The organism is Clostridioides difficile ATCC 9689 = DSM 1296 (assembly GCF_001077535.1).
GTDB lineage: Bacteria > Bacillota > Clostridia > Peptostreptococcales > Peptostreptococcaceae > Clostridioides > Clostridioides difficile.
The window spans coordinates 297,984-321,697 of record NZ_CP011968.1; the positions used below are offsets into that span (position 1 = coordinate 297,984).

The window sequence follows — 23,714 nt, forward strand, 5'->3', positions numbered from 1 at the left end:
TGTAAAGATAACTCTTTCAAGATAATAAATCGAAAGGGTGATTTTTGTATGAATAATGAACTGATGAATTTTGAAAATAATGAATTAGGAATAAAAATAAGAACTATTAAATATGAAGATGGAAGTATAGGAATTAATGCAGAGGATACAGCTGTAGGGTTTGGATGGTGTCAGACACAGAATAAAAATGGTAAGCAATATGTATCAATTAGATGGGAAACTATTAATAAATACTGTAAAGAATTTGGTTTCCTCAACTTGTTGGGGAAAGATGAGTATATACCTGAATCATTATTTTATCTTTTAGGTATGAAAGCTAAAAATGAAATAGCAGTAAAATTTCAAACATGGTTAGCAGTAGATGTACTACCATCAATAAGACAAACTGGTGCATACATAACTAACAATGCTAATCCCGAAAAACTAAGAGAAAAAGCAAGTGAGATTGAAAAGTTACAATTAGCCTATAACAGCACATCTATGTTAAAAGAATTGCTAGATGGTGCAGGATTTGACAATAAATCCAAACTATTAACAGCTAAAACATTATATAAAAAGGCAGGCATTGATTTACCTATAGAAATTGAAGAAGAGGAATCTTTCTTTGACACAAAACAAATAGCATCTAAACTGAAAATATATTCTAAGAGTAATAAACCAGCACAGTTGGCTGTTTGTGAAATTATTAAAAAGATTGATTTAGAAGAAAACGAAGTCAAAGGCGTTTGGGAAACTAATGGTTCTTGGACTGGTACTGTAAATAAATATACAAAGAGTGTAATAGATAAGGTTAGAAATTGGATAGAGGAAAATAATAGACCTACTAAGATTGCAGGTGAGAAGAAGAATTATCATGTGGTTTATAAAATTGAGTAAATTTATCAGTTGTATTAAATAATATATTTTAGTTTATTTTGGGGGGTTAATACAATGTGTGAGAATTTACTTGATATATGTGGTTCAAATGATATAGATAGATTCATGAAAACTGCTATTATGCTAGAACAATTAGAAGAAATAAATCCAAAGAAGTTTTATGAATTATTAAATATAATAGATGAACTTTATGAGAAACAACAAGAGAAAAATAATAATTAAATAATATATTAAATAAAAAACACTTACTTGAATAGTAGGTGTTTTTTTATTGAAAGGAGGTGATTATGATGTAAAAATTTTACTGATATAGTATAATAATCTTATAAAATTGCGTAGGGGGTAATATTATGGGATTATTCGGAAGTAAAGATAATTGTTGTATTTGTGGAGAAAAAGGAAAACAAAAAATAGCTGATGGATGGTTGTGTAAAGAGTGTTTTAAGAAATATGCAGTTGCCACCTTTACTCCAGGAAATACTTTATATCGTGGGTTACCAACTAAATTAGAGGTAGAGAAGGCTATTGAATCAAAAGATGATAAAGAAAAAGAGCTTAAAAATTTTAATCCTACAAAAAAAATATTAAAATTTATGGAATTTGATGATAATAATAAGAAATTTATTGTTTTAAATGGGTTTAATAGAGAAAAAGTGAATTTAAGTGTTTATAATTACAGTGATGTTATAGAATATGAACTTCTAGAAAATGGCGAAACTGTGACTAAAGGAGGGATAGGAAGAGCTTTAGCAGGGGGAGCTTTATTTGGAGGAGTAGGTGCTGTTGTTGGAGGCGTAACAGCTAAAAGAACAACAAAAGCTTTCATAGATAGTCTTAAGATAAAAATAACATTAAATAATTTAAGTAATCCTAATGTTTATGTAAATCTGATACAATTAAGAACTAAAAGTAATTCTTCAATTTACAAAATGGCATATTCTTCTGCACAAGAAATATTATCTGTTTTAGCAATAATTGTAAAGGATAATGAAGCTGTTAATATACAAAATAATTCTAATGATGCAATACAACAAGTAAAGGGATTAAAAGAATTGTTAGACTTAGGGGCAATAACAGAAGAAGAATTTAATACTAAGAAAAAAGAATTGCTAAATTTATAATATATAAGCACTTACTTAAAAATAAGTAAGTGCTTATATTATGTTAAAAAAGAAAGGAGGTTAAAAATGGCAACTATACAAACATCTATCCGAATTTTCGACGGAATGACACCTGCTTTTAGACACATGACTAATGCTATGAATATTGTATTAAGTTCATTCGAGCAATTACAAAGAACATCTAGCAATGCTATAGATGTTAATAGTATTAGAACAGCTAGAGAAGAACTAGCACGTGCAGAAGCTGGGTTTGATAGATTAGAACAACAAATAAGAGAAGCTGATGGGCAACAGCGAAGACTTAATGAGGATATAAATAAGGGTACAAGTTCTACAGATAGATTAGTTGGAAGTGCAAAGAAGCTAGCAGCAACCTACTTAGGTATAAGAACGTTAGGAGGTCTAGGAAATTTAAGCGACCAGATGACAAGTACTAACGCGAGACTTAGTATGATAAATGATGGTCAACAATCAGATAGTGGGCTTAATAAAATGATTTTCCAATCTGCTGAAAGGTCTCGTGCATCTTACTTAGATACTGCAAAAATAGTTTCACGAATAGGCATGAACGCAGGTAAGGCGTTTAGCAGTACAAAAGAAATTGTAGGTTTTGCAGAGCAACTAAATAAAAAGTTCGTAATTGCTGGAGCAAGTACTGAAGAAATGAACTCAGCATTGTTACAACTAACCCAAGGGTTGGGTTCTGGTGTATTAAGAGGTGAGGAACTAAATGCTGTATTTGAGTCAGCACCTAACATCATCAAAAGTATTGCGGATTATCTCGATGTCGACATAGGAAAAATTCGAGGTATGGCAAGTGAAGGAATGTTGACTGCTGATATTGTGAAAAATTCCTTGCTTGCTGCATCAGCTGAAACAAATAAGCAATTTGAACAGATGCCTTATACACTTGGTCAAATTTTCACTAGTGTAAAGAATAATGCAGTAATGATTTTTGGAGCTATACAAAAAAAGATTGAGGATACAGTATCAAGTGGAGGGTTCCGAACCTTTATTGTAAATGTAACTGATTCTTTGTATGTCTTGGGAGCTGTTGGATATAGCGTTTTTAATGGATTTATTGATTTATTGAGCAGTCCAGTTTTTCAGAATTTTTTTAATGTGATGATTGTTGGAACTAGTTTAATTACGCAAGGATTGGGGTGGATAATAACACAAGCACTAAGTGTTGCTAATGTATTTGCACAGAATTGGTCAATTATTGCTCCAATTATATATGGAGTTACAATAGCGATTGGTATATATACAATAGCAGCTATAGCACTTGCTGTAGCAAATAAAGTAGCATCTTTATCAGCTGGTTGGTTTAATTTTCAAATGACTCAAACAGTAATTATGCACGAGTTAGCTACAGGAGCTACATGGATGCAAGTAGCAGCACAATATGGTTTAAATGCAGCATTGTATGCTTGTCCGCTTACATGGATAGTGCTTGGATTTATAGCAGTAATAGCTGTGATTTTTATGGTAATAGCAGCGATAAATCATTTTGCAGGGACTTCTTTGACTGTACTAGGGATAATAGTAGGTGCAGTATTTGCAGCAGTAGCAGCAATACAAAACGTAATGATTGGACTTCTAAATGGATGTATAACTGTAAATGAAGCAATTGCTAATGGTTGGAATCAGTGTGTATATTTTATGAAACAAGCTATTGCAAAAGGTGTAATCTTTATAATCGAAAAAATGGCATCATTAAATGACTCTGTAAATAGTGCGGGTAATGCACTTGGGAAAGCTTTCATAGACGGGGTGAACATAGCAATAAGAGGTGTAAACAAATTAATTGACCTAATAAATAAAATACCAGGGATAAATATTGGTAAAGTAGGAGAGGCAACGTTTACGCCAGTTAAGGCAGATAATAGTTACATCAAACAACAGATTGATAGCTTAAACAGATGGGTAGGAGACGCACCAGAGAAAGTAAAATTGGAGCGAATGGGATACAAAGATATTGGAGCAGCATTTCAAAAAGGAAATGCACTTGGAACTAAATGGCAAAATGCTATAACTGATAAATTTAAAGATACTTTTGACATTAGCAAGATAGCCGAAAAAGCAAAAAAAGATTTAGGTCTAGATGACCTTTGGGATAAAAAATACGGACTTGGTGATGGATTGGGTTCAGCTGGATTAAATTCACCTTTGAGTGACGCAGCAAAAGGAGCAAAGGACACAGCAGGCAATACTGCAAAAATGGCAAAGACTATGGATAAAAGTCAAGAGGACTTAAAATATCTTAGAGACATTGCAGAGCAAGAAACAATAAACCGATTCACAGGGGTAAATATAAAAATTGACATGAACAACACTAATAACATAAGTAAAGATGCAGATGTGGATGGTATAGTTAATGTACTAACAGAAAAACTGAATGATGCTATGGTTGTATCTGCTGAGGGAATAGTTTAGAGAGGAGGTGTAATCGTGGCTTATGATTTTTATTTAGATGGAGTACAATTACCAATACCTCCACCAAAGTTAGAGATTAAAGTTACAAATAAAAATAAGACAGTTGATTTGATAAATACTGGAGAAGTAAACATATTAAAAAAAGAAGGGCTATCTGAAATAAGTTTTGAAGCAGAGTTTACACATAATAAATTACCTTTTTATCGTGGAACTTTTAGGGATGTTCAATTCTTTTTAAGTAAGCTAGAATTACTAAAAACTGATTGTAAGCCATTTCAATTTATTGTATCGAGGGAATTAGGTAATAAAGTACTATTTAACACTAATATAAAAGTATCTCTTGAAGAGTATGCTATTTCAGAAGATGCAGATAATGGCTCAGATACAAAAGTTGCAATAAAATTAAAGCAATATAGAGATTACTCAACTAAAAAGTTAGTTATTGCCCCTCCTAAAAATGAGACTGGTAGACCTAATGTAAAGATAGAGCCAAAACGAGTTGATTCAGTCAATGCCACAAACACTAAAACATATACAGTAAAAGCAGGGGATAGCCTTTGGTCAATTTGTCAGAAACAACTTGGTAATGGTTCATTATATAAGAAAGTATACGAATTAAATAAATCTATGATGGATAAGGCAAATAAGGGGAAGAATTTAAGTAAATACACCATTTATAAAGGGCAGGTGTTAAAACTTGGTTGATGAATTAGTGTTAGCAAATGATAGGGATGTAAGATTAGTCATAGCACATTGGGAAGATTTCTACGAACCTGTAGTTTTGGATGGTATCACATGGGAAATTGAAAGGCGAGGAACACCTTCAAAGTTAGAATTTACAATAGTCATGGATGATATATTAGAGTTTTGCGAAGGTAACTCAGTAAGATTATATTACAAAGGTGTAGGCATATTTTATGGATATATATTTCAAAAGAAAAGAGATAAAGAAAATCACATAAAAATTGTTGCTTACGACCAGTTGAGATATTTTAAGAATAAAGATACTTATGTATATAATAATCAAACTGCATCTGAACTTGTAAAGATGTTAGCTAAAGATTTTAATTTAAAATACAATGTCATAGAAGATACAAAATATAAAATATCGAGAGTTGAAGAAAATAAAACACTCTTTGATATGGTCTTAACTGCACTAGATGATACTCTAAGAGAGAAAAAGGAAATGTATGTACTCTATGATGATTTTGGAAGATTAACATTAAAGAATGTTGCTTCTATGAAACTGGATACTGTCATGAACAATGATGTAATTGAGGATTTTGACTATAATTCATCAATAGATAGTGATACTTACACAAAGATTAAACTTGTGAGAGATAATGAAGAAACAGGGAAAAGAGATGTATATATTGCACAAGACTCTACACATATGAGGAGTTGGGGAATACTTCAAATGTTTGATACAGTAGATAAAAACATGAGTGAAGCAGAAATAAAGCAAAAGTGTGATATACTTCTAAAACTATATAATAAGAAAACTAAGTCATTAAGTTTAAAAAATGTGTTAGGAGATATTAGAGTAAGAGCAGGTTGTTTAGTACCTGTTTTTTTGTCGTTAGGAGATATTGATTTACAAAATTATATGTTAGTTGAGAAAGTAAAACATACATTTGAAAATAACAGTCATTTTATGGACCTAACTTTGGTTGATGGAGACGAATTTGCTTCTTATTCTTCATCAAGTTATAGTAGTGGAAATACTAATAATAAAAATGAGAAACAAAATGGTCCTGCACAAAGTACTACAAGTAAAGAAGATACTGATATGGCTAATAAGATTAATAAACTACTTAAAGGTAAATTATCAAATACAGGAAATATATTTGTTAAATATTCAAATGCTTATAAAGTTAATCCAGCACTCATGGCTGCTATATCTATGCACGAATCAGCTAGAGGGACTTCAAATATTGCAAATACTAAAAATAATTTCTTTGGAATGAAAAAAAATGGAGATTACATGAGTTTTTCTAGTGTAGACGAAGGAATAAAAAGAGGTATAAGTAATTTATCAAGAAACTATATCCATATAGGACGAAAAACTTTAGAAAGCATCAGAAATAAATATTCTTCTAGTTCAGACAAAGAATGGGTAAAATGTGTAGGTGCATTTTATAAGCAAATAACAGGAAGTACTTATAATTCTAATAGTGCAGGCACAGGAGTTGGAAGTAATGAAGAAGCAGAAAAGAATTTAAAAGATTTAACTTATCAAGTTCAAAACAATAATTCTAATACATCAACAAACAATAATAATAAAGTAAGTAAAGTTATTCAAGAAGCAAAAAATCAACTTGGCAAGCCTTACAAATGGGGTGGTAATGGTCCAAAGAGTTTTGACTGTAGTGGTCTTATGGTGTGGGCATTTAAAAGAGGTGCAGGAATAAATCTCAAAAGAGTTTCAGCAGACCAATCAAAAGATAGTAGAGGAAAACTATTATGTAACATAAATGATGTAAAAGCTGGTGATTTAGTATTCTTTGCATACAACAAAGGAAAAGGAAATGTACATCATGTTGGACTATATATAGGAAATGACCAATATATTCATGCTCCACAAACTGGTGACGTAGTAAAAATAAGTAGTTTAAGTGGTAGACAAAAGAAAAAGCATGATTTTGCAAGAGCTAGAAGATTCTTTTAAGTGAGGTGATAAAGTGTCACAAGAATTATTGCAAATAATTAAGAAGGCTGCAATGGATGCAGTAGAAACAAGCAATCCAATGCAAATTGCATTTGGAACTATAGAAAGTGTTAATCCTTTGATAGTTAAGATAGAACAAAAAGCATCTTTTGAAGAATTTTTTCTAATACAAACAGAGACTTTTAAAAGATATACAGATAAAAAAATAGGGGATAAATTAGTCTTAATTAGGATGCAAGGAGGACAGCAATATTTGATTTTAGATAGGATGTGATGAGGTGTTACCAAGCGATAATTTGGATTATGACATTGAAGATGTATCAATAATTAATTTTGATGTAAGGCAAGAACCAAGTAAGACCTTTAAATTAAATATAGAAAAATCTAAGATAGATGGTATTTGTGATGATGTTGAAGCATTAAAACAGACCATCTTTTTAATTTTAAATACTGAAAGGTATGAGCACCTCATTTATTCTTGGAATTATGGAGTCGAGTTGAACGACCTTATTGGAGAACCTATATCCTTTGTAATCCCCGAACTTGAAAGACGAATCAAAGAAGCACTAATTCAAGATGATAGGGTTGAAAATGTAGATAATTTTGAATTTCAAAATGTAAAAGGAAAAGTACATTGTAAGTTCACAGTTCACAGTAAATATGGAAATATAAAAGCAGAGAAGGTGGTGAGTGTATAATTGTTTGAGTTAATGACATTTGAAAATATAATTAAAAGAATGTTAGATAGTGTACCAGATACTTTTGATAAAAGGGAAGGTTCTATAATATATAATGCTCTTGCTCCTGTTGCTATAGAACTTACAGAAACATACATTGCTATGGATGAATTACTAGACCAAACATTCGTAGATACTGCTAGTTATTATTACTTGGAGAAAAGATGTAAAGAACGAGGAATTACACCACTATCTGCAACTAATACCATTGCAAAAGGAGTGTTTAATATAGATATTCCACTTGATTCTAGGTTTAATCTAGGAGAATACAATTATATTGCAATTGAGAGAATATCTGAAAAAACATATAAAATGAAATGTGAAACTGCTGGACCTATATTTGAGTTAGGAAAACTAATACCTATTGAATATATAGATGGTCTTGAAACTGCTGAACTAACTGAAATCTTGATAAATGGAGAGGATGAAGAGAGTGAGGATAGTTTAAGACAAAGATATTATGATAGCCTAAATTCACAGAGCTTTGGTGGAAATATGCAAAATTATAAAGATGAAGTTAACAAAATACAAGATGTTGGAGGAGTTAAGGTTTATCCTGTGTGGGACGGTGGAGGAACTGTTAAGTTAGTAATAATTAACTCTAATTTCAAAGTACCATCAGAGGATTTAGTTAATTTAGTGCAAGAAGAAATTGACCCAATTGGACATCAAGGACAAGGCTTAGGATTAGCACCAATAGGGCATAAAGTTACTGTTACAGGTGTTGTAAGTACAACTATAAATATATCAGCAGAGATAACATACAAAAATGGCTACACTTGGGAGAATATAAAATCAATTGCAGAAGAAGCAATAGACGACTATTTAAATGAACTTAACATGAGTTGGGAAGATGAAGAAAACTTAATAGTCCGTATATCTCAAATTGAAACTAGATTACTTAGTATTGATGGAGTATTAGACATTGCAAATACAATGATAAATGAGGTTAAATCTAATCTAACAATAAATAGTAACAGTATAGTAGTGAGAGGTGAGGTAGTTGGATAAAGAGATTAATCTAATAAATTACTTACCACAAATTCTACAAGATAAAGAAGAATATATAAAAGTATTTAATGTAGGAAATAAAGAAATAAAAATATTACATGATAAATTAAAGGACCTATCAAATGACCAGTTTTTAGAGGACCTAACTATAAGTGGTATAAAAAGATGGGAAAAGATAATGTCTATAACTCCTAAAAGTAATGAGAGTTTAGAAGATAGAAGGTTTAGGATTTTTAGTAAATATATAAGTAAATTACCTTACTCAGAGAGATTTTTAAGGAATTGGCTAGATAGTATAGTTGGAGAAGGTAATTATGAGTTAACTATTAATAATGCTACTTATAATATACATCTTGAAAGTGATGCTAGAAATCAAGATTGGTTTGAGGAAGTTCATTCTTTTGTAAGTAATATTAAGCCATGTAATATGACTTTAGATTACACTAGAGTGCTTATAAGCAAAGACAATTATATGAATTTTGGTATAACAACCCTAATGGGTCAAGAAATAACTATATACCCTTGGAGTCCACCAGATATAGAAACTTATGGAGAAATTGATGTATTAACTGGCAATGGAGTTGGATACCAAGAGATAACAATATTTTAGGAGGTGATATATTGGCTATAGATAAAAGTTATTACACTATAATTACAGATGTAGGAAAAGCAAAGATAGCAAATGCAAGTGTCACAGGTAATAAAGTGGGATTTGTAAAAATTCAACTTGGTGATGGAGGAGGGAGTGAATATACTCCAACTGAGAGTCAGACAGCTCTCAAAAACGTGGTATGGGAAGGCAATATTGGAAATACAACTACAGATGAAACTGCACCAAATTGTATAATATTAGAGAGTTTAATACCATCAAGTGTAGGCGGATTTATGATAAGAGAAATAGGATATTTAGATGATGAAAATAATTTAATTGCCATTTCTAAATACAAAGAGTGTTATAAACCTTCTATAGAACAAGGTGCAGTGGTAGACATGAAGGTTAAAACTGTGCTTATTGTATCTAATGTAAATAATATAGAACTTAAAATTGACCCAACAATAATCTTTGCAACACTCAAAGATATACAAGACTTAGAAACTAAAATAGGTACTGTTAATACTAAAATAGATACAACTAAAACAGAATTAACAAATAATTTAGAAACTGCTAAAACAGAGTTAAACACTAGAATTGACACAGAAAATGAGAAACAAAATATTAAAATTGACCAATTAATCGCAGGTGGTTCTAATGTGGCATCTACTCAAACAATAACAATTGACGATTGGGTTGAGGATGCAGAAAATGGATTCAAAGCAACTGTAACACATAGTTTATTAACACAGAGAATAGTTGTAAATATTATAGATGCTACTACAAAAGAAAATGTAGTTACAAACTTTAAAATTATAGATGATAATTCTATAGAAGTTAGAAGTGAAACAAGGTCAGAATTAAACGTTTATGTGATAAATGGAAATGCAGAAACTCATTTTATAAATGCGACTGTAGATGATAACAGAGTATCTGAAATGACTACTTATTCGTCTAAGAAAATCGAAGATAGATTGGTTAATATAGAAGAAAAATTGAGTGGAAATTTATCTGATATTGCAACAAGTGTAAATGAATTGATAACTTATTGTTAAAGGAGAGTGAGAAAATGCAAACTGAATGGAATTTTGATGCTGTAAGTTCAGCACAAGAAATTATACTTAAACCTGGTAAATATAAATTTGAATGTTGGGGTGCTAGGGGTGGTGCATTAGGAACTCCTTTCGAAAGTGGTTTTTATTATGGTTATGGTGGATATTGTAGTGGTGAAATAACATTAAAAAAAGAAACTACTTTATATCTTTATGTTGGAATAGATGGTAGAAAAGGTTATAATTTCAATGGTGCTGGATATGGTAATGGTGCAAGTGGTGGTGGTGCTACCGATATTAGGCTTATTGGTGGTACTTGGGATAATGAACAAGGTTTACTATCTCGTATAATTGTTGCAGGTGGTGGCGGTGGAACTTATGATAAACAACATGGTGGTGATGGTGGTGGCTTGAAAGGGACTCTTGGAACTTCTTCTACTGGTGCTGCTGCTCATGGTGGTACACAATTTGAGGGTGGGCGAGGTAGAGACAAAGATGGTTCTTGTGATGGTTTTTTTGGTAAAGGTGCTACTCCTGAAAACCCTTCATCACAATCTGGTGGTGGCGGTGGTTGGTTTGGTGGTGCTTATCCTGCTAGTGGATTTGGTAATGGAAGTGGCGGTGGAAGTGGTTATGTACTAACTAAAGATAGTTATAAGCCACCTGGATATACACCAACTTCTGAATATTATTTTGATAATGTAGTCATGACAACCGCTGGAAATACTACTGTCGTAGGTGATTATTCAGATGGTCGTGCTAAAATAACATTACTACAAGCATTACCATTTTTGAATATATCCTCATACAACTCAACTACAGCAACATTTAAAGCAGACCACACAGACCCTACATTACTAACTAAAATAGAATATTTTATAGATGATGTATTAAAAGAAACTATCACAACAGATTTAACAACAGAGAAAACAATTAACTATACATTAGAAGATAATGCTCTACACACACTTAAAATAGTCGTTACAGACAGTAATAATGCTACAGCAGAAAAAGTGTTAAGTATAAGTAAGAATATAATGCCACTGCCTGAAGATGTGAATTTGAATGATATATCAACAAAATTAATTGAGGTAAATGCTGGGTTTAAAACTGGTAAAACAAGTATTATAAACACTTTAGCATTAAAGAATATAGAAGCAAGTTTGAATAACACACTTGTTGAGTTATCAGAGAAAATAAAGCAGTCTTTTGATAGTGGAGACGCTAGTTTACAGGATTTGATGAATCAGTTAACACAAGCTAATAATACTATATCGCAATTAAACTCTAAATATAAAGTTGCTAGTGGAACAGTCACTTCTTTTGCGGATAGTGCTAAAATTGCTTATCCATATCTAACCGACAGAACTTTTAAACCTGGTACTTGGGTTAAAATTAGTAATTTAGATTTTAAGCCTAACATTTTCTTTGCTGATTTTGATTACTATGATACTGAATATAAAAATAATTATAAACTTTTCCTTTTTGCTTGTCGTGGTGTCGCTACACAAAGAGGTGTTGATTTTTCAAGCGTTACAGCTTTTATTAGAAAAAACAGTGATGAAAATTTTCATGCTAATGGTTGGCTCTATAATAATTCCGAAGGGGATGTTTATTTTAATAATACTGGTGTTCAAATTCCAGCTTATAACTTTGACTCAACTCAAAGACATATTTATAAATGGTATGCTATTAAATTTATTTAAGAAGGAGAAAAAAATATGAATGTTCCAAACAGAGTAATATATGACCAAACAGGCAAAATAATTTTTGAAACAGGTGAGTCCTGTGGGGATGTGTTACCACACAATAAAATAACTGAATTAGATTATATTGATATTCCATATGGAAGTATAGATTATATTAAAAATAGAATTATAGGCATAAATATAGAAACAAAACAACCAATTTTGGAAGAAATACCAGTATATGTAAGTGAAGAAAAAAAGAGAATACAAGAATTAGAAAATCAAGTTTTATTAAATGAAAATGAAAAAGTAGGAGGATTATTATAATGAATATAAATAATGTTGTAGTAAGAATATTAGCAGAGAGGATATTAAACGGAGGATTAAACCCTCTAAAAAATCGAGAATTTGAATTAGATGACGTAACTAACACAGAGTATAGAAAAGCAGTAGAGGATTATATAATTAGAGAAAGTGGAGTAGTAGAAGGAGCAGAACCAACAAAATAGGTTTTTTTTATATAAATTAAAAATAATTTCCTTTTTTAGTTATATATTTTTTATTTTTATCTATAATAAAAAAATTCTATTAAAAGGAGATTAAAAAATGAAGAAAATAATTGTAATTTGCATTCTAGTTCTAATGTTAATTATACCTACTATGGGGGAGATATTTATAATGGTAGAAAATATAAAGCTAGAGGGGCTAGAACAAAACCCAACAAGTTGTTACATTTCTAATCCAGGGATTATGGGAGAAGCAAAATGTGATGCAGCATACTTTATTATAGCTGCAGATTTCGTTAACAATTTAAAGGTAAAATAATAAATTAATACATTTAAAGGACTTAGATAATTCTAGGTCCTTTTTAATACAAAAATTAGGAGGAAATATGAATTTAACAATAGTTTTTTTAGCAACAAATATATTTATAAAATTAGTAATATTAGCAATAGCATTTGATACACTGTTAGGTTGCTTAAGAGCAATAAAAACACATCAGTTTAATTCAAGTTTTGGAATAAATGGAGGAATAAGAAAAGTTGCAATGATAGCATGTATATTTTTTCTAGCAGTAGTTGATATACTTACAAAGTTTAACTTTTTATTTATGTTGCCACAAGATTGGATTGATTTCTTGAGATTAAATCATCTTGGAATATCTGAATTTTTCTCTATTCTATTCATTTTGTATGAAAGTGTAAGTATATTAAAAAATATGTACTTATGTGGATTACCAGTTCCCAAAAAATTAAAGGAGAAAATAGGCAATTTACTAGATACAATGACAGACGAATTAAATATTAAGGGAGGTAATAAATAATGAAAATATGTATTACAGTAGGACACAGTATTTTAAAAAGTGGAGCATGCACTTCTGCTGATGGAGTAATTAACGAGTATCAATACAACAAATCTCTTGCACCAGTATTAGCAGATACATTTAGAAAAGAAGGGCATAAGGTAGATGTAATAATATGCCCAGAAAAGCAGTTTAAAACTAAGAATGAAGAAAAGTCTTATAAAATACCTAGAGTTAATAGTGGAGGATATGATTTACTTATAGAGTTACATTTAAATGCAAGTAACGGTCAAGGTAAAGGTTCAGAAGTCCTATATTATAGTAATAAAGGCTTAGAGTATGCAACTAGAATATGTGATAAACTAGGTACAGTATTTAAAAATAGAGGTGCTAAATTAGATAAAAGATTATATATCTTAAATAGTTCAAAGCCTACAGCAGTATTAATTGAAAGTTTCTTCTGTGATAATAAAGAAGATTATGATAAAGCTAAGAAACTAGGTCATGAAGGTATTGCTAAGTTAATTGTAGAAGGTGTATTAAATAAAAATATAAATAATGAGGGAGTTAAACAGATGTACAAACATACAATTGTTTATGATGGAGAAGTTGATAAGATACTTGCGAATGTGCTTAGTTGGGGCTATAGTCCAAGCAAAGTTTTAGTTTGTGATATAAAAGATTACGTACCAGGTCAGACGGAAAATTTATATGTTGTAGGAGGTGGCGCATGTGAAAAGATAAGTTCTATTACTAAAGAAAAATTTATTATGATAAAAGGTAATGATAGATTTGATACACTTTATAAAGCATTGGATTTTATTAATAGATAGATAAAAGTTATCAACTAGAAGTGGTTGTTTGTTGTGATAACTCTATTATTGTAATATAATGTAAATATATTATTGTGATAATGGAGGATTTATGTATGGATGCATTGGTTTATGAGAGATTTGTAAGAGCAGCTTTTAGTATTAAACTTAATAACTTGATTAATAGAAGCGAAGATTTAGGTGGATTGGCTGAAGCTGATATCTTTAGAGCAGCAAATAATTTACATGAATTAAATGAGATAAAAATAGGTACTGGGTATGCTATTGCAATATTTAATAATGAGATATTAGAGTCTTGTAATGTTTCTGATAATGATAGCAATAGAATGATTGAACTATTTGATAGAAGTTTAATTGCAACTTCTAGGGAGGAAATATTGGATATTATAAGAGAATATGAAACTTATAGAGGACGATATCTTACTTTTAATTGGAAGAGATAGAATGTTTAAGTTAGGAAGTAGTAATTATAGTTAGTTATTACTTTCTTTCACATATTTTTATTATTTCAATAAGATTATTTCCAAATAATAATTTATTCAATGATAATAAGTAGAAAATAAAATTTTGAATCAATATAAAATTTAATGAAATGAGGTAGTAAAATCATGGATAAAAAAATAGACATAGCGAAGTTTATAGTAAATAGAATTGATTACTATATTGAAAAATCAGATAATAAAGCTAGTTTTTTACTATTATTAAATAGTGCAATTATAGGTTTTTTATTTTCAGGGAAGGAAAAAATAATGAATCACTTAAGTATAAGTAATATCAGATGTTTAGAGATGCTATTTTACATTGTTATATTATGTATATTTGTTATTTCAATTTATTTTTCGATTATGGTTTTAAAGCCAAGGAATTCTAAAATAGAAAATGAATATAAATCTATTTTTTATTATAAAGAGATAGCATCTTTAAATAATGAACAGTACAAAGAAGCATTTGAAAATGCATTTAAAGACGAAGAAAACTTGATTAATGATGCACTTGTTCAAATAAAAGAATTATCTTTAATCTGTGATAAGAAAATGTATAATGTAAAAAAGTCAGTAGAAGCTTTTATTTTAGGTGGTATTATATTGTTTATATATATACTTGTAGTAGTTTTTAATGCTATTTAGAAAATGTTTTATTTGGTTAGTATTCCTCTATGAAGATAGAATCAAATCATAGAAGAATACTATTTACATATTTGTAGATTCTTGTAATTGATTTTCATTTAATTTTTTAAATGCTAGTTTTAAAGTTTCTTTAAAATCAGGTACTGTGTTTTCATTAAAATCTTCAAGTTCATCCTCTCCTATCCATGCAAGTTCATTATGTTTTGATGTGGGTTCAAATTTAGAAATATCATAATCATTTATTATTTCTGCGAGAGTTATAATGCCTTTGTGTAAACCATCACTTTTTTTAACTTGATAAATTGCTAGAGGTATAGGTTGGCAATCATCTTTTCTTGTGCAATCAGTAATAGGTTCAATGTTTATATTAAAATCTTTTTCATATTCATCTTTAATAGTATTTATAATTGAAGTTTCTAGACTTGCCTTAGCACAACCAAATTCCCATTTACTCGCATTATTATTTCTATTATCACTTCTTTTCGCAATTAATATTTTTGAAGTTGATTTATTATAACAAACCGCAACACAGTGTAATTCCATTAAATCTACTTTTATATAGTCTTTATCTATTGTATTTTTATCATAACTGGGGTTTGTTTTAGAAATTACGTCACCTATTTTTTCAATCTTATCACTAAGGTTTCTGTCTATAAGTATTTTATCCAAAGCCTTGTCTACAGAATTAAACATAAAAGAATCAATTAGTAATTTACTTTCTCCTTTTTTATTAAAAAAATATTCTCGAACCAATTCATTTTCTTCTATTTCATCAAAAGAAAAACTATCATCAAATTCTATATCATTATTTTTTCCTTTATTATGATACCAAATGATAGGGTATAGTTTATCTTTCCAGATACCCTTTAATTTTTTATATGTAATTATATGTAATTTAGATAAAATATCAGTTTTTCTTGATAATATATAAGCTAGTTCAAAACTAAGAACAAGTCTTTCTGGGCATGTTTGCTTTGATATTCTGAAACCAGCATCAATATCATTTCCTAAGAACTCAAATATTTTATAATTATTGGATAAATCGTACATAGCAGAAATATTTTCATATTGTTCATTATTTTCTAAAGCATTAAAATTAGGATTTCTTGATACTATAGCAATCCAGGCCGCTCCTTTTAATGAAATAATATTTTGAAGTTTCATTAAGTATTTTTCAGATTCAGAAAATCCTTCTAGTGTAGAGAATATATTACCACTTTTTATATCTTTAGCAGTGCTTGTTAAAATATCAAAGATTATATCTATGTATTTATAAATTTCATCATAATTTTTTAGTACGATAATGAAAATTACCTCATCACCAAGAACTCTCCAAAGTTGTGCTTTAAGGTTTTCATAAACTCTATATTGTAACTTACGAATTATATGTGATAATACCTTAGCCCATCCGCTATAATTTATATTTTTATATAATGATGAATTAGCTATATCAAAAGAAAAGAACAAAATCACTTCTGGATGATTAGGTTCTTTTTCTTTTTCATAAATATCAGTATTAATATTTTCTTGAAGTTTTTCCTTATACTTTTTAAGATTAAAAGCGTTTTCGTTTTTAGCTGAATTATGAACATTATTTACATTTTGAGTTTTATATTCTTTATCATCTACCATTGTAAATATCCTAACCATTTCCCTCTATTAGATGCTGCATAAGAGGAAACATTAAAGTATTCTGCAATTTTTGAAGTGTCGACCTTATTACCTACTGTGTTTTCATCCATAATTCTTTTATATTCATGTTTAGGCATCAACAAGGCTGCTGCAAATTCATTGGATTGATACTCCTTATTGGTATTGCCACTTCTAAAATACTGATTTCCATCTTGACTATTCCATAGTTCATCATCAATGCCATAACCCATGTGTAAAAATAAATGTCCAAGTTCATGAGCAATGGTAAAATTCTTTCTGGTATCTGGTTGATAAGGAGATACCACTATTTCAAATGAATCATCAACTTTTCTAATAAATCCATCAGAGTATCCACTTAAAGAACTATCTTCTATTACCTTGCCTCCTAAAGCATCAACAACTTGATTTATATTTACTATTGGAATTTGGATTTTGTATGTTTGGATAATATCTTGGGTTATATCATTAATTAGCTCTCTGATTTTGAAATCCATAAAATCACATCCTTATATAATATTTTATTTAAATAATTATTTATTATAATATTCATTATATCAAAAACTATTTTTTTTGGTACATTTAATATTAATTATTTTCATTAACCTTTTGTATTATACAATATAATTATACCATATAAAAACTGTTTTTTGTCGAATGTATGTTTGAAAAAATAAAAATTAGTAAATTATCTTAAAAATAATTAGATATACTTTGGAAGCAATAAGAATATTAACAATAAGATAAATCGTTGAAATACCAACATGTGTTAAATAATAACAATAAACAAATAATAAAATTTTAGATTTCAGAATATGAAAGAACCAAAAAACGATTAACTAGTAATCTTAATTAAATTCATTTAGTTGATGTTAAAGTATGAAAACTATAGTAGAAGTTGTAATAATAAAACGAACGAAAATTATCATACTAAAACATAATACATGCTATAATTGTATTAGATAAATGCTTGAATATATACCAAAAGTACTCTTTTTATAAGAGTGCTTATTTTTTTGAAATTCATCAACATATAAACTATCAAGAATATTACTCAACACACCTTAAAATTGATTTAAATTCTTTTTCATACACAAAGTTATATGATATAATAAAAAAGTAAATATGTAACCCCAACACATCTTTACTAAGTCAAACATTATTATATAGAGCATTCTTCATTATGGAGAGTGCTTTTTCATTTCTTTGAATAATCATGTTGATTATTTATAATATTTTCATTTAATTTATCTTTATCTATCAAATTTAATGCACAATTAATACAAATGTTAGTTTTCATATGACTTTTCTTATGAAAAGTAATATACTTATTATCATCTTTATTTATTCCTTTATTACAGTAATCACATAATATAGTCTTAGTCATATTTTTATTCCTTTCATTTTATATTTTCCATAATTAAGTTTAACATATTTAGTATATACCTATGTATATATATTTAAAACAATGTTTTTTATTGCAATATAGAATATATTGTATAAATAAAAAAATATGGAGAATGGATATTTGATAATTGTAAAATTATGTTATAATTAAAATGCAAGAATAATCTTGTGGAACTACAATCTAAGGGCGAAAGTTTTCGGAAATCACCTTCGAACGAAAGGGGGTGAGTATATGAAAACACTTATGTTTATACTTGTTATAGCGTATTACATTACTATTGTAATAAAATCTATTACAACAATAGTAAAGTCTATAACAAGATTATTAGATTCTATAAGTAGATTAAAAGAATCTTTACATAAACTAAGAAATCGTCCTGACGGCAATCAAGACGATTTCAATGAATAAATCATTACTTAAATTATTTTGAATTTGAAACTTCGCTCTAGGCTAATAGATTGTAGTTTCTTTTTTTGTTTTTGATACGAATTTACATCTTTATTATATCGCATTTTAAGAAAAAATAAAACTATGAATATTATAAATCTATTTTAATTAATTTTTTATCATATCATTATTTAAAAGTAGATAAAACTAAAAAGGGTTCTCTAGAAATCAATGTCTATCTAATTATACTTACTTACCAATACCATCACTTGGTGTAAACAAGACTCTACTACATTTTCTCCGTACTCTAATATAAAATCATCTAGCTGTGTATCTATAAAATTACAATAATCATATGAACTACCAATATAAGCAGCAACATATGTGTACACTTATCTATTTTATTTCTAAACATATATATTATTATCCCCCTAAAAAACTTTCATAAAAACAAAAAGAAAACATCTTTTTGGCAACTGGCTAACATAACTCATAAGATATTTATATAAGTCTTAGTCCCTATAGCTTTGCGTCACTAAATTTCTCTAGTTTTGCCGATTTAGTTTTATTCTACAACTAAAATAATACAATAGAATTAGTTATTATTCAACAAGATTGTTTGAAAATTGAATAAATTTATAGGAATGAATAATATTTTTTATATATAAAAATGGACTAAATGTGTAGAATACTTGGTAAAACTTACCTGTATTAATTGCAATTAGAAGGTTCTATTATTAATTTAAATTAAAATTAATTCAAGGAAGTGACATAAATGGAACAACAAGATGTAATAGACAAACTACGTAGGGGCGAATTAATGCTAATGGAGTATTTGTGGAATAAAAAGTCTATTTTATCAAAAAAAGAAATAATAGAAGCAATGAAAAAGAGATATAAGTGGAGGAAAAGTACTACAGAAATTCTTTTAAAAAGATTGGTAAAGATGAAAACATTAAAAAAGAAGCGGATAGGTTTTCAGTTTAGCTATGAAGTATTAGTAACTAAAAAAGAATATTTAAATGCTAGAAAAGAAGAAAGAGATATAAGTAAATATGATAATTTTTTTGCACGAATATTCACAACTATACATAAAAGAGATAAGATGACAGAAGAACAACTAAAGGCATTTATAAAAAATATGGAAAAAATTGGAAAAAGATAATTTATATATATCAATTAATTTTAAATTAAATTTGTTATAATATTTATATATATTTTAATATACAGAAATTTACAAAAAAGGGGGTGCATATTATGGGATTTAAAAAATTACCTGATTCAGAATTAAAAGTAATGAAGTTTATCTGGGGATTAGAAAAAAAAGTAGCTTCAGGAGAAGTTGTAGAAGCTATGAAACAAACTTATGGTTGGAATAAAAATACAACACTAACAATATTGTCTAAACTTACAAATAAGAACTATCTATATGCACAAAAAACAAGCAGGTGTACTTTTTATACTATAGCTGTAAGGGAGAAAGACTATTTAAAAGTTGAAACAAAAAGATTTTTTAGTTTTTTTCATAATAATTCCCTTAAGAGTTTTTTTACTGCTCTTAATGATAACGAAGATTTCAGCGATGATAAATTAGATATATTAGAAGAATGGGTAAAAAATTGGGAAGAAGATGAATAAGTTAAACGTGATACTAAAATGATACTATTTTTATTAAAAAAAATAAAAATAAAATTGATAATAGAGATAATGTAGGTAATATGGATAATCTGAAACACTTGGAAACACTAGAGATAAAACTTACCCGATAGAATGGGAATAAAATATAGAATGCCAAAAATCCACATAAATACAGGATTTGAGGTCTATCTTACTTCTATGTTATACTGGTTTGATACTATCAATATTTGCCAGTATCTTATGGATTAATAAGTAAAAAACATCCTGCTGAATGATAAATTCAGCGGGGTGTTTTTATTTTGTTTTAGAACTCCTTTGCTCTGAAACTCGAAGTATTTAACACTGATGATTTTGTTATCTTTTAGTTCCTTTTGTGTCATGCTCTGAAAGACAAATTGATACAATAAAAAAGTAATTTCTTAATCATTGATGGAGATATGTATTTATGTTACTCTTGATGGTAATTTGAGTAATATTGTTCATAGCTTTTTATATTCACTTAATTAGAAAACCATTTGGTATAATCATAAATAAACTTGATGATATAATAGAAAAGATTTATACTTATTAGAAGTATATAAAAGTATTTTATGTCTATGAAATGTATGTCTATAAAACATATAGATGACTTTTGTATATTAATGTATGAATATTGATATTATAGAAGAATTGAGTTGTCAATGATACTAAATCAAATATTTATAGAAGCTGGAGGGATTATGAGAAATAAAATAATTATAGGAATTACTTTTTCACTTGTATTACTAATGTCTGGATGTGCTTCAAAACAAACCGCAGAAATAAACGTATTAGCAACTACTGATTTACATGGAGTTATACCTTATGAGTTAACTTCTTATGTAAAAGAAGAAAGAAAAAAAGATAAAAATCTAACTTTAGTAGATGCAGGAGATTTTTTTGATAGTGGAGAAGTGTTTGGTTCTAGCATGGATAGTTATTTTAGTGCTAGATATAAAGATGGTGATAATAACACTGAAAGTTATATTGAGACGCCTATTTCAAAAGATATGAAAGAGGTAGGTTATGATGTTGCAGTTCTTGGGAATCATGAATTTATATCCAACAATAAATTTTATCTAGATAATATGATATCTGATTTTGAGAAGCAAAAAATAAATATTTTATCGGCAAATACGTATAAAAAAAATGGAGACAGTTATACAAAACCATACATAATAAAAAATATTAATACACCTGAAGGAAACGTAAAACTAGGAATTTTAGGGCTTACTATAAAAGAAGTTGGTGAGAGGAAACAGTGGAAAGATGGAAAACTTGTTGACTCTAAGTCTTTAGAACTAAAAGACCAAGAGGGCTACAATGGTGAATTGTATATGAATGATTTAGTAGAAGATGCTAAAAAGTGGGTTAGTATAATGGAAAAAGAGAAGCCTGACATTATAGTTGCTGTGGCACATACAGGTGAGAAACCTAAGAAACCTAGAAACCCAGGAAATAGAATACAAGACTTAGCTCAACAAGTTGATGGAATTGATGCTATAGTTGCAGGTCATAATCATGTTCAAATTGAGCAACATGATTATAAAAATAAATCAGGAGAAAATGTTATAGTTACTGAGCCAGGAAAGCATGGAGAATGTATTTCTAAGATTAATTTTAAATTAGAAAAAAACAATGATAAATGGAATATAGTTGACAAATCTAGTAAATTAATTAAATTTGAAAAAAATCAAGAAAGTGATAAATTTGGAGAATTTATTTCTTCAATTAATAAAGTAAGTAAAGATAAGAAAGAAATAAGATTATCAGAAGTAAAGACTCCTGAATGGGATAAAATATATGTTTTTAAATCTGGAACATCTGCAGATGATATATATAAAACGATAGGATATAAATGGAGAAATATATCATCTCCAAAGGGTGATGACATGGTGCAGATTGTTGTAATGAATAATAATAAGCCTGTTAGCTATGTATATGGTGAAGCTGAAGTTATGCCAATTAATATAAAATGTGATGAATCAGAGTATAAAGATAATGTTGTAACTATTTATCCTAATAAAAATGATAAATTTAAAATTGAAAAAGGTAAACAAGAATATAGTATTAATTTAAAACATATACAATAGAAACTTTTATCTTATTTAAGTTTAGATTGTACTTAAAATAAAGTGTGTATTATTTTAAAAATTGATGATAATTAAAATCACAACATTAAGGAATAGTACACACTTTTTATGCTAAAAAATAGAATGTTAAAAAATTAAACCTTTAAATTAAAGTACATTGCTTATATTATCCAATATTATTTTCAAAGGTTGTGTAATATTTTTATCTTTATGTAATATTGCTAACATTTTATTTTCCATATCTATCCCATCTAATTCAATCAATCGCAATTTTTTATGTAAGAGTGAATCTAATAATAAATTTTCTGGCAAAATGGTTATACCTAACCCTGCTTCTGCAGCTTTAATAAGTGCAAAAGAATTAACACTTTCCCAAACAGGATAAGCTTTTTGGTTTGAAAGAGATAATACACTGTCCAAAGTATCGCGAATGGCACTTCCTTGCTCACGTAACAATAACGGAAACGTGCATAACTGTCGTAGAGATAAGGCTTGTTTAGATAAAGGAAAAGTTGGAGCACATGCAACACATAACTTATAGGAACCTAATAAAATTGTACGGAATGCCCCCTGTGGTTCTATACCTTCCCAAAAGCATATATCAGCTTCTCCACTTTTTAAAATATCCATAGCTGAATTAGCACTTTCGACACGTACATTCACTTTAAGAGATGGGAATGAATTTTTTAGTCGACTTAAAATTGGTGGAAGTAAAAAAGAGGCAATTGTAATGCTAGAAACAATGTTTATAGGTGTACATTCCTCTAAATGACTGATTCTTTTGTCTAAATTACGACAAGCAGTTAAGATACTACGTGCTTCTTCTAAAAGAGAAATGCCACAGCGAGTAAGACATACCCCTCGTGGTAGTCTGTCAAATAATGCTGTTTCAGCTTGTTGTTCAAGTTCAGCTATAGCATGAGATACAGCAGATTGTGTGATATGTAATTTTTTTGCAGCACCTGTAAAAGTGCCTGTTTGTTCAATTGCTTCTAAAATCTCTAAATATCGTATGTTTATCATAATAAATATCCTCACTAGACATGAATAAAATTGATTAATTCCATTAAATTCTA

General features: G+C 28.7%; 27 protein-coding genes and 1 riboswitch. Of the genes, 23 read left to right on the forward strand and 4 right to left on the reverse strand.

The window, feature by feature from the left end; translation table 11 throughout:
- Positions 1-48 precede the first annotated feature (48 nt).
- The 19 genes from CDIF1296T_RS19480 to CDIF1296T_RS01935 all read left to right on the forward strand — a co-directional run bounded on the left by CDIF1296T_RS19480 (position 49) and on the right by CDIF1296T_RS01935 (position 15,444).
- A complete protein-coding gene (locus tag CDIF1296T_RS19480) occupies positions 49-876 on the forward strand; it encodes a BRO-N domain-containing protein (RefSeq protein ID WP_018112721.1) in 828 nt (275 codons plus the stop codon).
- Between the two features lie 54 nt (positions 877-930).
- Entirely contained in the window at positions 931-1,098 is a 168-nt protein-coding gene (locus CDIF1296T_RS19485) for a hypothetical protein (protein ID WP_018112720.1), read from the forward strand.
- A gap of 128 nt (positions 1,099-1,226) precedes the next feature.
- Complete coding sequence (locus tag CDIF1296T_RS01855) at positions 1,227-1,997, forward strand: SHOCT domain-containing protein (RefSeq protein ID WP_018112719.1); 771 nt, start codon at positions 1,227-1,229, stop codon at positions 1,995-1,997.
- A 66-nt stretch (positions 1,998-2,063) separates the two neighbouring features.
- Positions 2,064-4,433: a tape measure protein gene (locus tag CDIF1296T_RS01860; RefSeq protein WP_009901478.1), complete on the forward strand. Its 2,370-nt coding sequence runs from the start codon at positions 2,064-2,066 to the stop codon at positions 4,431-4,433.
- 15 nt (positions 4,434-4,448) lie between these two features.
- The gene (locus CDIF1296T_RS01865; RefSeq protein WP_009901477.1) at positions 4,449-5,138 is read left to right on the forward strand and encodes a LysM peptidoglycan-binding domain-containing protein; all 690 of its coding nucleotides are present in this window, start codon (positions 4,449-4,451) and stop codon (positions 5,136-5,138) included.
- A complete protein-coding gene (locus CDIF1296T_RS01870) occupies positions 5,131-7,101 on the forward strand; it encodes a C40 family peptidase (RefSeq protein WP_018112718.1) in 1,971 nt (656 codons plus the stop codon). Before CDIF1296T_RS01865 ends, CDIF1296T_RS01870 begins: the two co-directional genes overlap by 8 nt.
- 13 nt (positions 7,102-7,114) lie before the next feature.
- The gene (locus CDIF1296T_RS01875; protein WP_009901352.1) at positions 7,115-7,375 is read left to right on the forward strand and encodes a DUF2577 domain-containing protein; all 261 of its coding nucleotides are present in this window, start codon (positions 7,115-7,117) and stop codon (positions 7,373-7,375) included.
- A 4-nt stretch (positions 7,376-7,379) separates the two neighbouring features.
- Positions 7,380-7,799: a DUF2634 domain-containing protein gene (locus tag CDIF1296T_RS01880; protein ID WP_011861039.1), complete on the forward strand. Its 420-nt coding sequence runs from the start codon at positions 7,380-7,382 to the stop codon at positions 7,797-7,799.
- Positions 7,800-8,849, forward strand: a complete 1,050-nt coding sequence (locus tag CDIF1296T_RS01885; protein WP_018112717.1) for a baseplate J/gp47 family protein — start codon at positions 7,800-7,802, stop codon at positions 8,847-8,849. It abuts the gene before it with no gap.
- Positions 8,842-9,459, forward strand: a complete 618-nt coding sequence (locus CDIF1296T_RS01890) for a YmfQ family protein (RefSeq protein WP_009896663.1) — start codon at positions 8,842-8,844, stop codon at positions 9,457-9,459. Before CDIF1296T_RS01885 ends, CDIF1296T_RS01890 begins: the two co-directional genes overlap by 8 nt.
- A gap of 11 nt (positions 9,460-9,470) precedes the next feature.
- Positions 9,471-10,496 (forward strand): phage tail protein, encoded by a 1,026-nt coding sequence (locus CDIF1296T_RS01895; RefSeq protein WP_018112716.1) that lies wholly within the window; start codon positions 9,471-9,473, stop codon positions 10,494-10,496.
- A 14-nt stretch (positions 10,497-10,510) separates the two neighbouring features.
- The gene (locus tag CDIF1296T_RS01900) at positions 10,511-12,199 is read left to right on the forward strand and encodes a glycine rich domain-containing protein (RefSeq protein WP_009901440.1); all 1,689 of its coding nucleotides are present in this window, start codon (positions 10,511-10,513) and stop codon (positions 12,197-12,199) included.
- 15 nt (positions 12,200-12,214) lie between these two features.
- Positions 12,215-12,508 (forward strand): hypothetical protein, encoded by a 294-nt coding sequence (locus CDIF1296T_RS01905; RefSeq protein WP_009896669.1) that lies wholly within the window; start codon positions 12,215-12,217, stop codon positions 12,506-12,508.
- On the forward strand, positions 12,508-12,690 hold the full coding sequence (locus tag CDIF1296T_RS01910; RefSeq protein WP_009899649.1) for a hypothetical protein: 183 nt from the start codon (positions 12,508-12,510) through the stop codon (positions 12,688-12,690). The genes CDIF1296T_RS01905 and CDIF1296T_RS01910 overlap by 1 nt, the downstream gene beginning before the upstream one ends.
- A 97-nt stretch (positions 12,691-12,787) precedes the next feature.
- Positions 12,788-13,006 carry a hypothetical protein gene (locus tag CDIF1296T_RS01915; RefSeq protein WP_009894435.1) on the forward strand — a complete coding sequence of 73 codons (219 nt, stop codon included), beginning with the start codon at positions 12,788-12,790 and terminating at the stop codon, positions 13,004-13,006.
- Positions 13,007-13,073: 67 nt separating this feature from the next.
- Complete coding sequence (locus tag CDIF1296T_RS01920; protein ID WP_009894433.1) at positions 13,074-13,505, forward strand: phage holin family protein; 432 nt, start codon at positions 13,074-13,076, stop codon at positions 13,503-13,505.
- The gene (locus tag CDIF1296T_RS01925) at positions 13,505-14,317 is read left to right on the forward strand and encodes an N-acetylmuramoyl-L-alanine amidase (protein ID WP_021359648.1); all 813 of its coding nucleotides are present in this window, start codon (positions 13,505-13,507) and stop codon (positions 14,315-14,317) included. Before CDIF1296T_RS01920 ends, CDIF1296T_RS01925 begins: the two co-directional genes overlap by 1 nt.
- 95 nt (positions 14,318-14,412) lie before the next feature.
- The gene (locus tag CDIF1296T_RS01930; RefSeq protein WP_009898409.1) at positions 14,413-14,760 is read left to right on the forward strand and encodes a hypothetical protein; all 348 of its coding nucleotides are present in this window, start codon (positions 14,413-14,415) and stop codon (positions 14,758-14,760) included.
- Positions 14,761-14,925: 165 nt separating this feature from the next.
- Positions 14,926-15,444, forward strand: coding sequence for a Pycsar system effector family protein (locus CDIF1296T_RS01935; RefSeq protein ID WP_009898407.1), 519 nt, complete (start codon positions 14,926-14,928; stop codon positions 15,442-15,444).
- Between the two features lie 63 nt (positions 15,445-15,507).
- On the opposite strand, the gene CDIF1296T_RS01940 is transcribed toward CDIF1296T_RS01935, so the two are convergent.
- From CDIF1296T_RS01940 to CDIF1296T_RS01950, 3 genes are all read right to left on the reverse strand, one after another.
- Positions 15,508-17,076, reverse strand: a complete 1,569-nt coding sequence (locus CDIF1296T_RS01940; protein ID WP_009898404.1) for a hypothetical protein — start codon at positions 17,074-17,076, stop codon at positions 15,508-15,510.
- On the reverse strand, positions 17,070-17,591 hold the full coding sequence (locus tag CDIF1296T_RS01945) for an ImmA/IrrE family metallo-endopeptidase (protein WP_009898403.1): 522 nt from the start codon (positions 17,589-17,591) through the stop codon (positions 17,070-17,072). The genes CDIF1296T_RS01940 and CDIF1296T_RS01945 overlap by 7 nt, the downstream gene beginning before the upstream one ends.
- 701 nt (positions 17,592-18,292) lie before the next feature.
- A complete protein-coding gene (locus CDIF1296T_RS01950; RefSeq protein WP_009898401.1) occupies positions 18,293-18,481 on the reverse strand; it encodes a hypothetical protein in 189 nt (62 codons plus the stop codon).
- 252 nt (positions 18,482-18,733) lie between these two features.
- Here CDIF1296T_RS01950 and CDIF1296T_RS19490 point away from each other — a divergent pair, with 252 nt between their 5' ends.
- From CDIF1296T_RS19490 to CDIF1296T_RS01975, 4 genes are all read left to right on the forward strand, one after another.
- Positions 18,734-18,910, forward strand: coding sequence for a hypothetical protein (locus CDIF1296T_RS19490; RefSeq protein ID WP_009898399.1), 177 nt, complete (start codon positions 18,734-18,736; stop codon positions 18,908-18,910).
- 447 nt (positions 18,911-19,357) lie between these two features.
- Positions 19,358-19,455, reverse strand: a riboswitch (cyclic di-GMP riboswitch).
- A gap of 209 nt (positions 19,456-19,664) precedes the next feature.
- On the forward strand, positions 19,665-20,054 hold the full coding sequence (locus tag CDIF1296T_RS01960; RefSeq protein WP_009901721.1) for a BlaI/MecI/CopY family transcriptional regulator: 390 nt from the start codon (positions 19,665-19,667) through the stop codon (positions 20,052-20,054).
- A gap of 92 nt (positions 20,055-20,146) precedes the next feature.
- Positions 20,147-20,527: a BlaI/MecI/CopY family transcriptional regulator gene (locus CDIF1296T_RS01965; RefSeq protein ID WP_009901722.1), complete on the forward strand. Its 381-nt coding sequence runs from the start codon at positions 20,147-20,149 to the stop codon at positions 20,525-20,527.
- A 719-nt stretch (positions 20,528-21,246) separates the two neighbouring features.
- On the forward strand, positions 21,247-22,638 hold the full coding sequence (locus CDIF1296T_RS01975) for a metallophosphoesterase (RefSeq protein WP_018112701.1): 1,392 nt from the start codon (positions 21,247-21,249) through the stop codon (positions 22,636-22,638).
- Positions 22,639-22,785: 147 nt separating this feature from the next.
- On the opposite strand, the gene CDIF1296T_RS01980 is transcribed toward CDIF1296T_RS01975, so the two are convergent.
- The gene (locus tag CDIF1296T_RS01980; protein ID WP_009895293.1) at positions 22,786-23,661 is read right to left on the reverse strand and encodes a LysR family transcriptional regulator; all 876 of its coding nucleotides are present in this window, start codon (positions 23,659-23,661) and stop codon (positions 22,786-22,788) included.
- Positions 23,662-23,714: the final 53 nt, after the last annotated feature.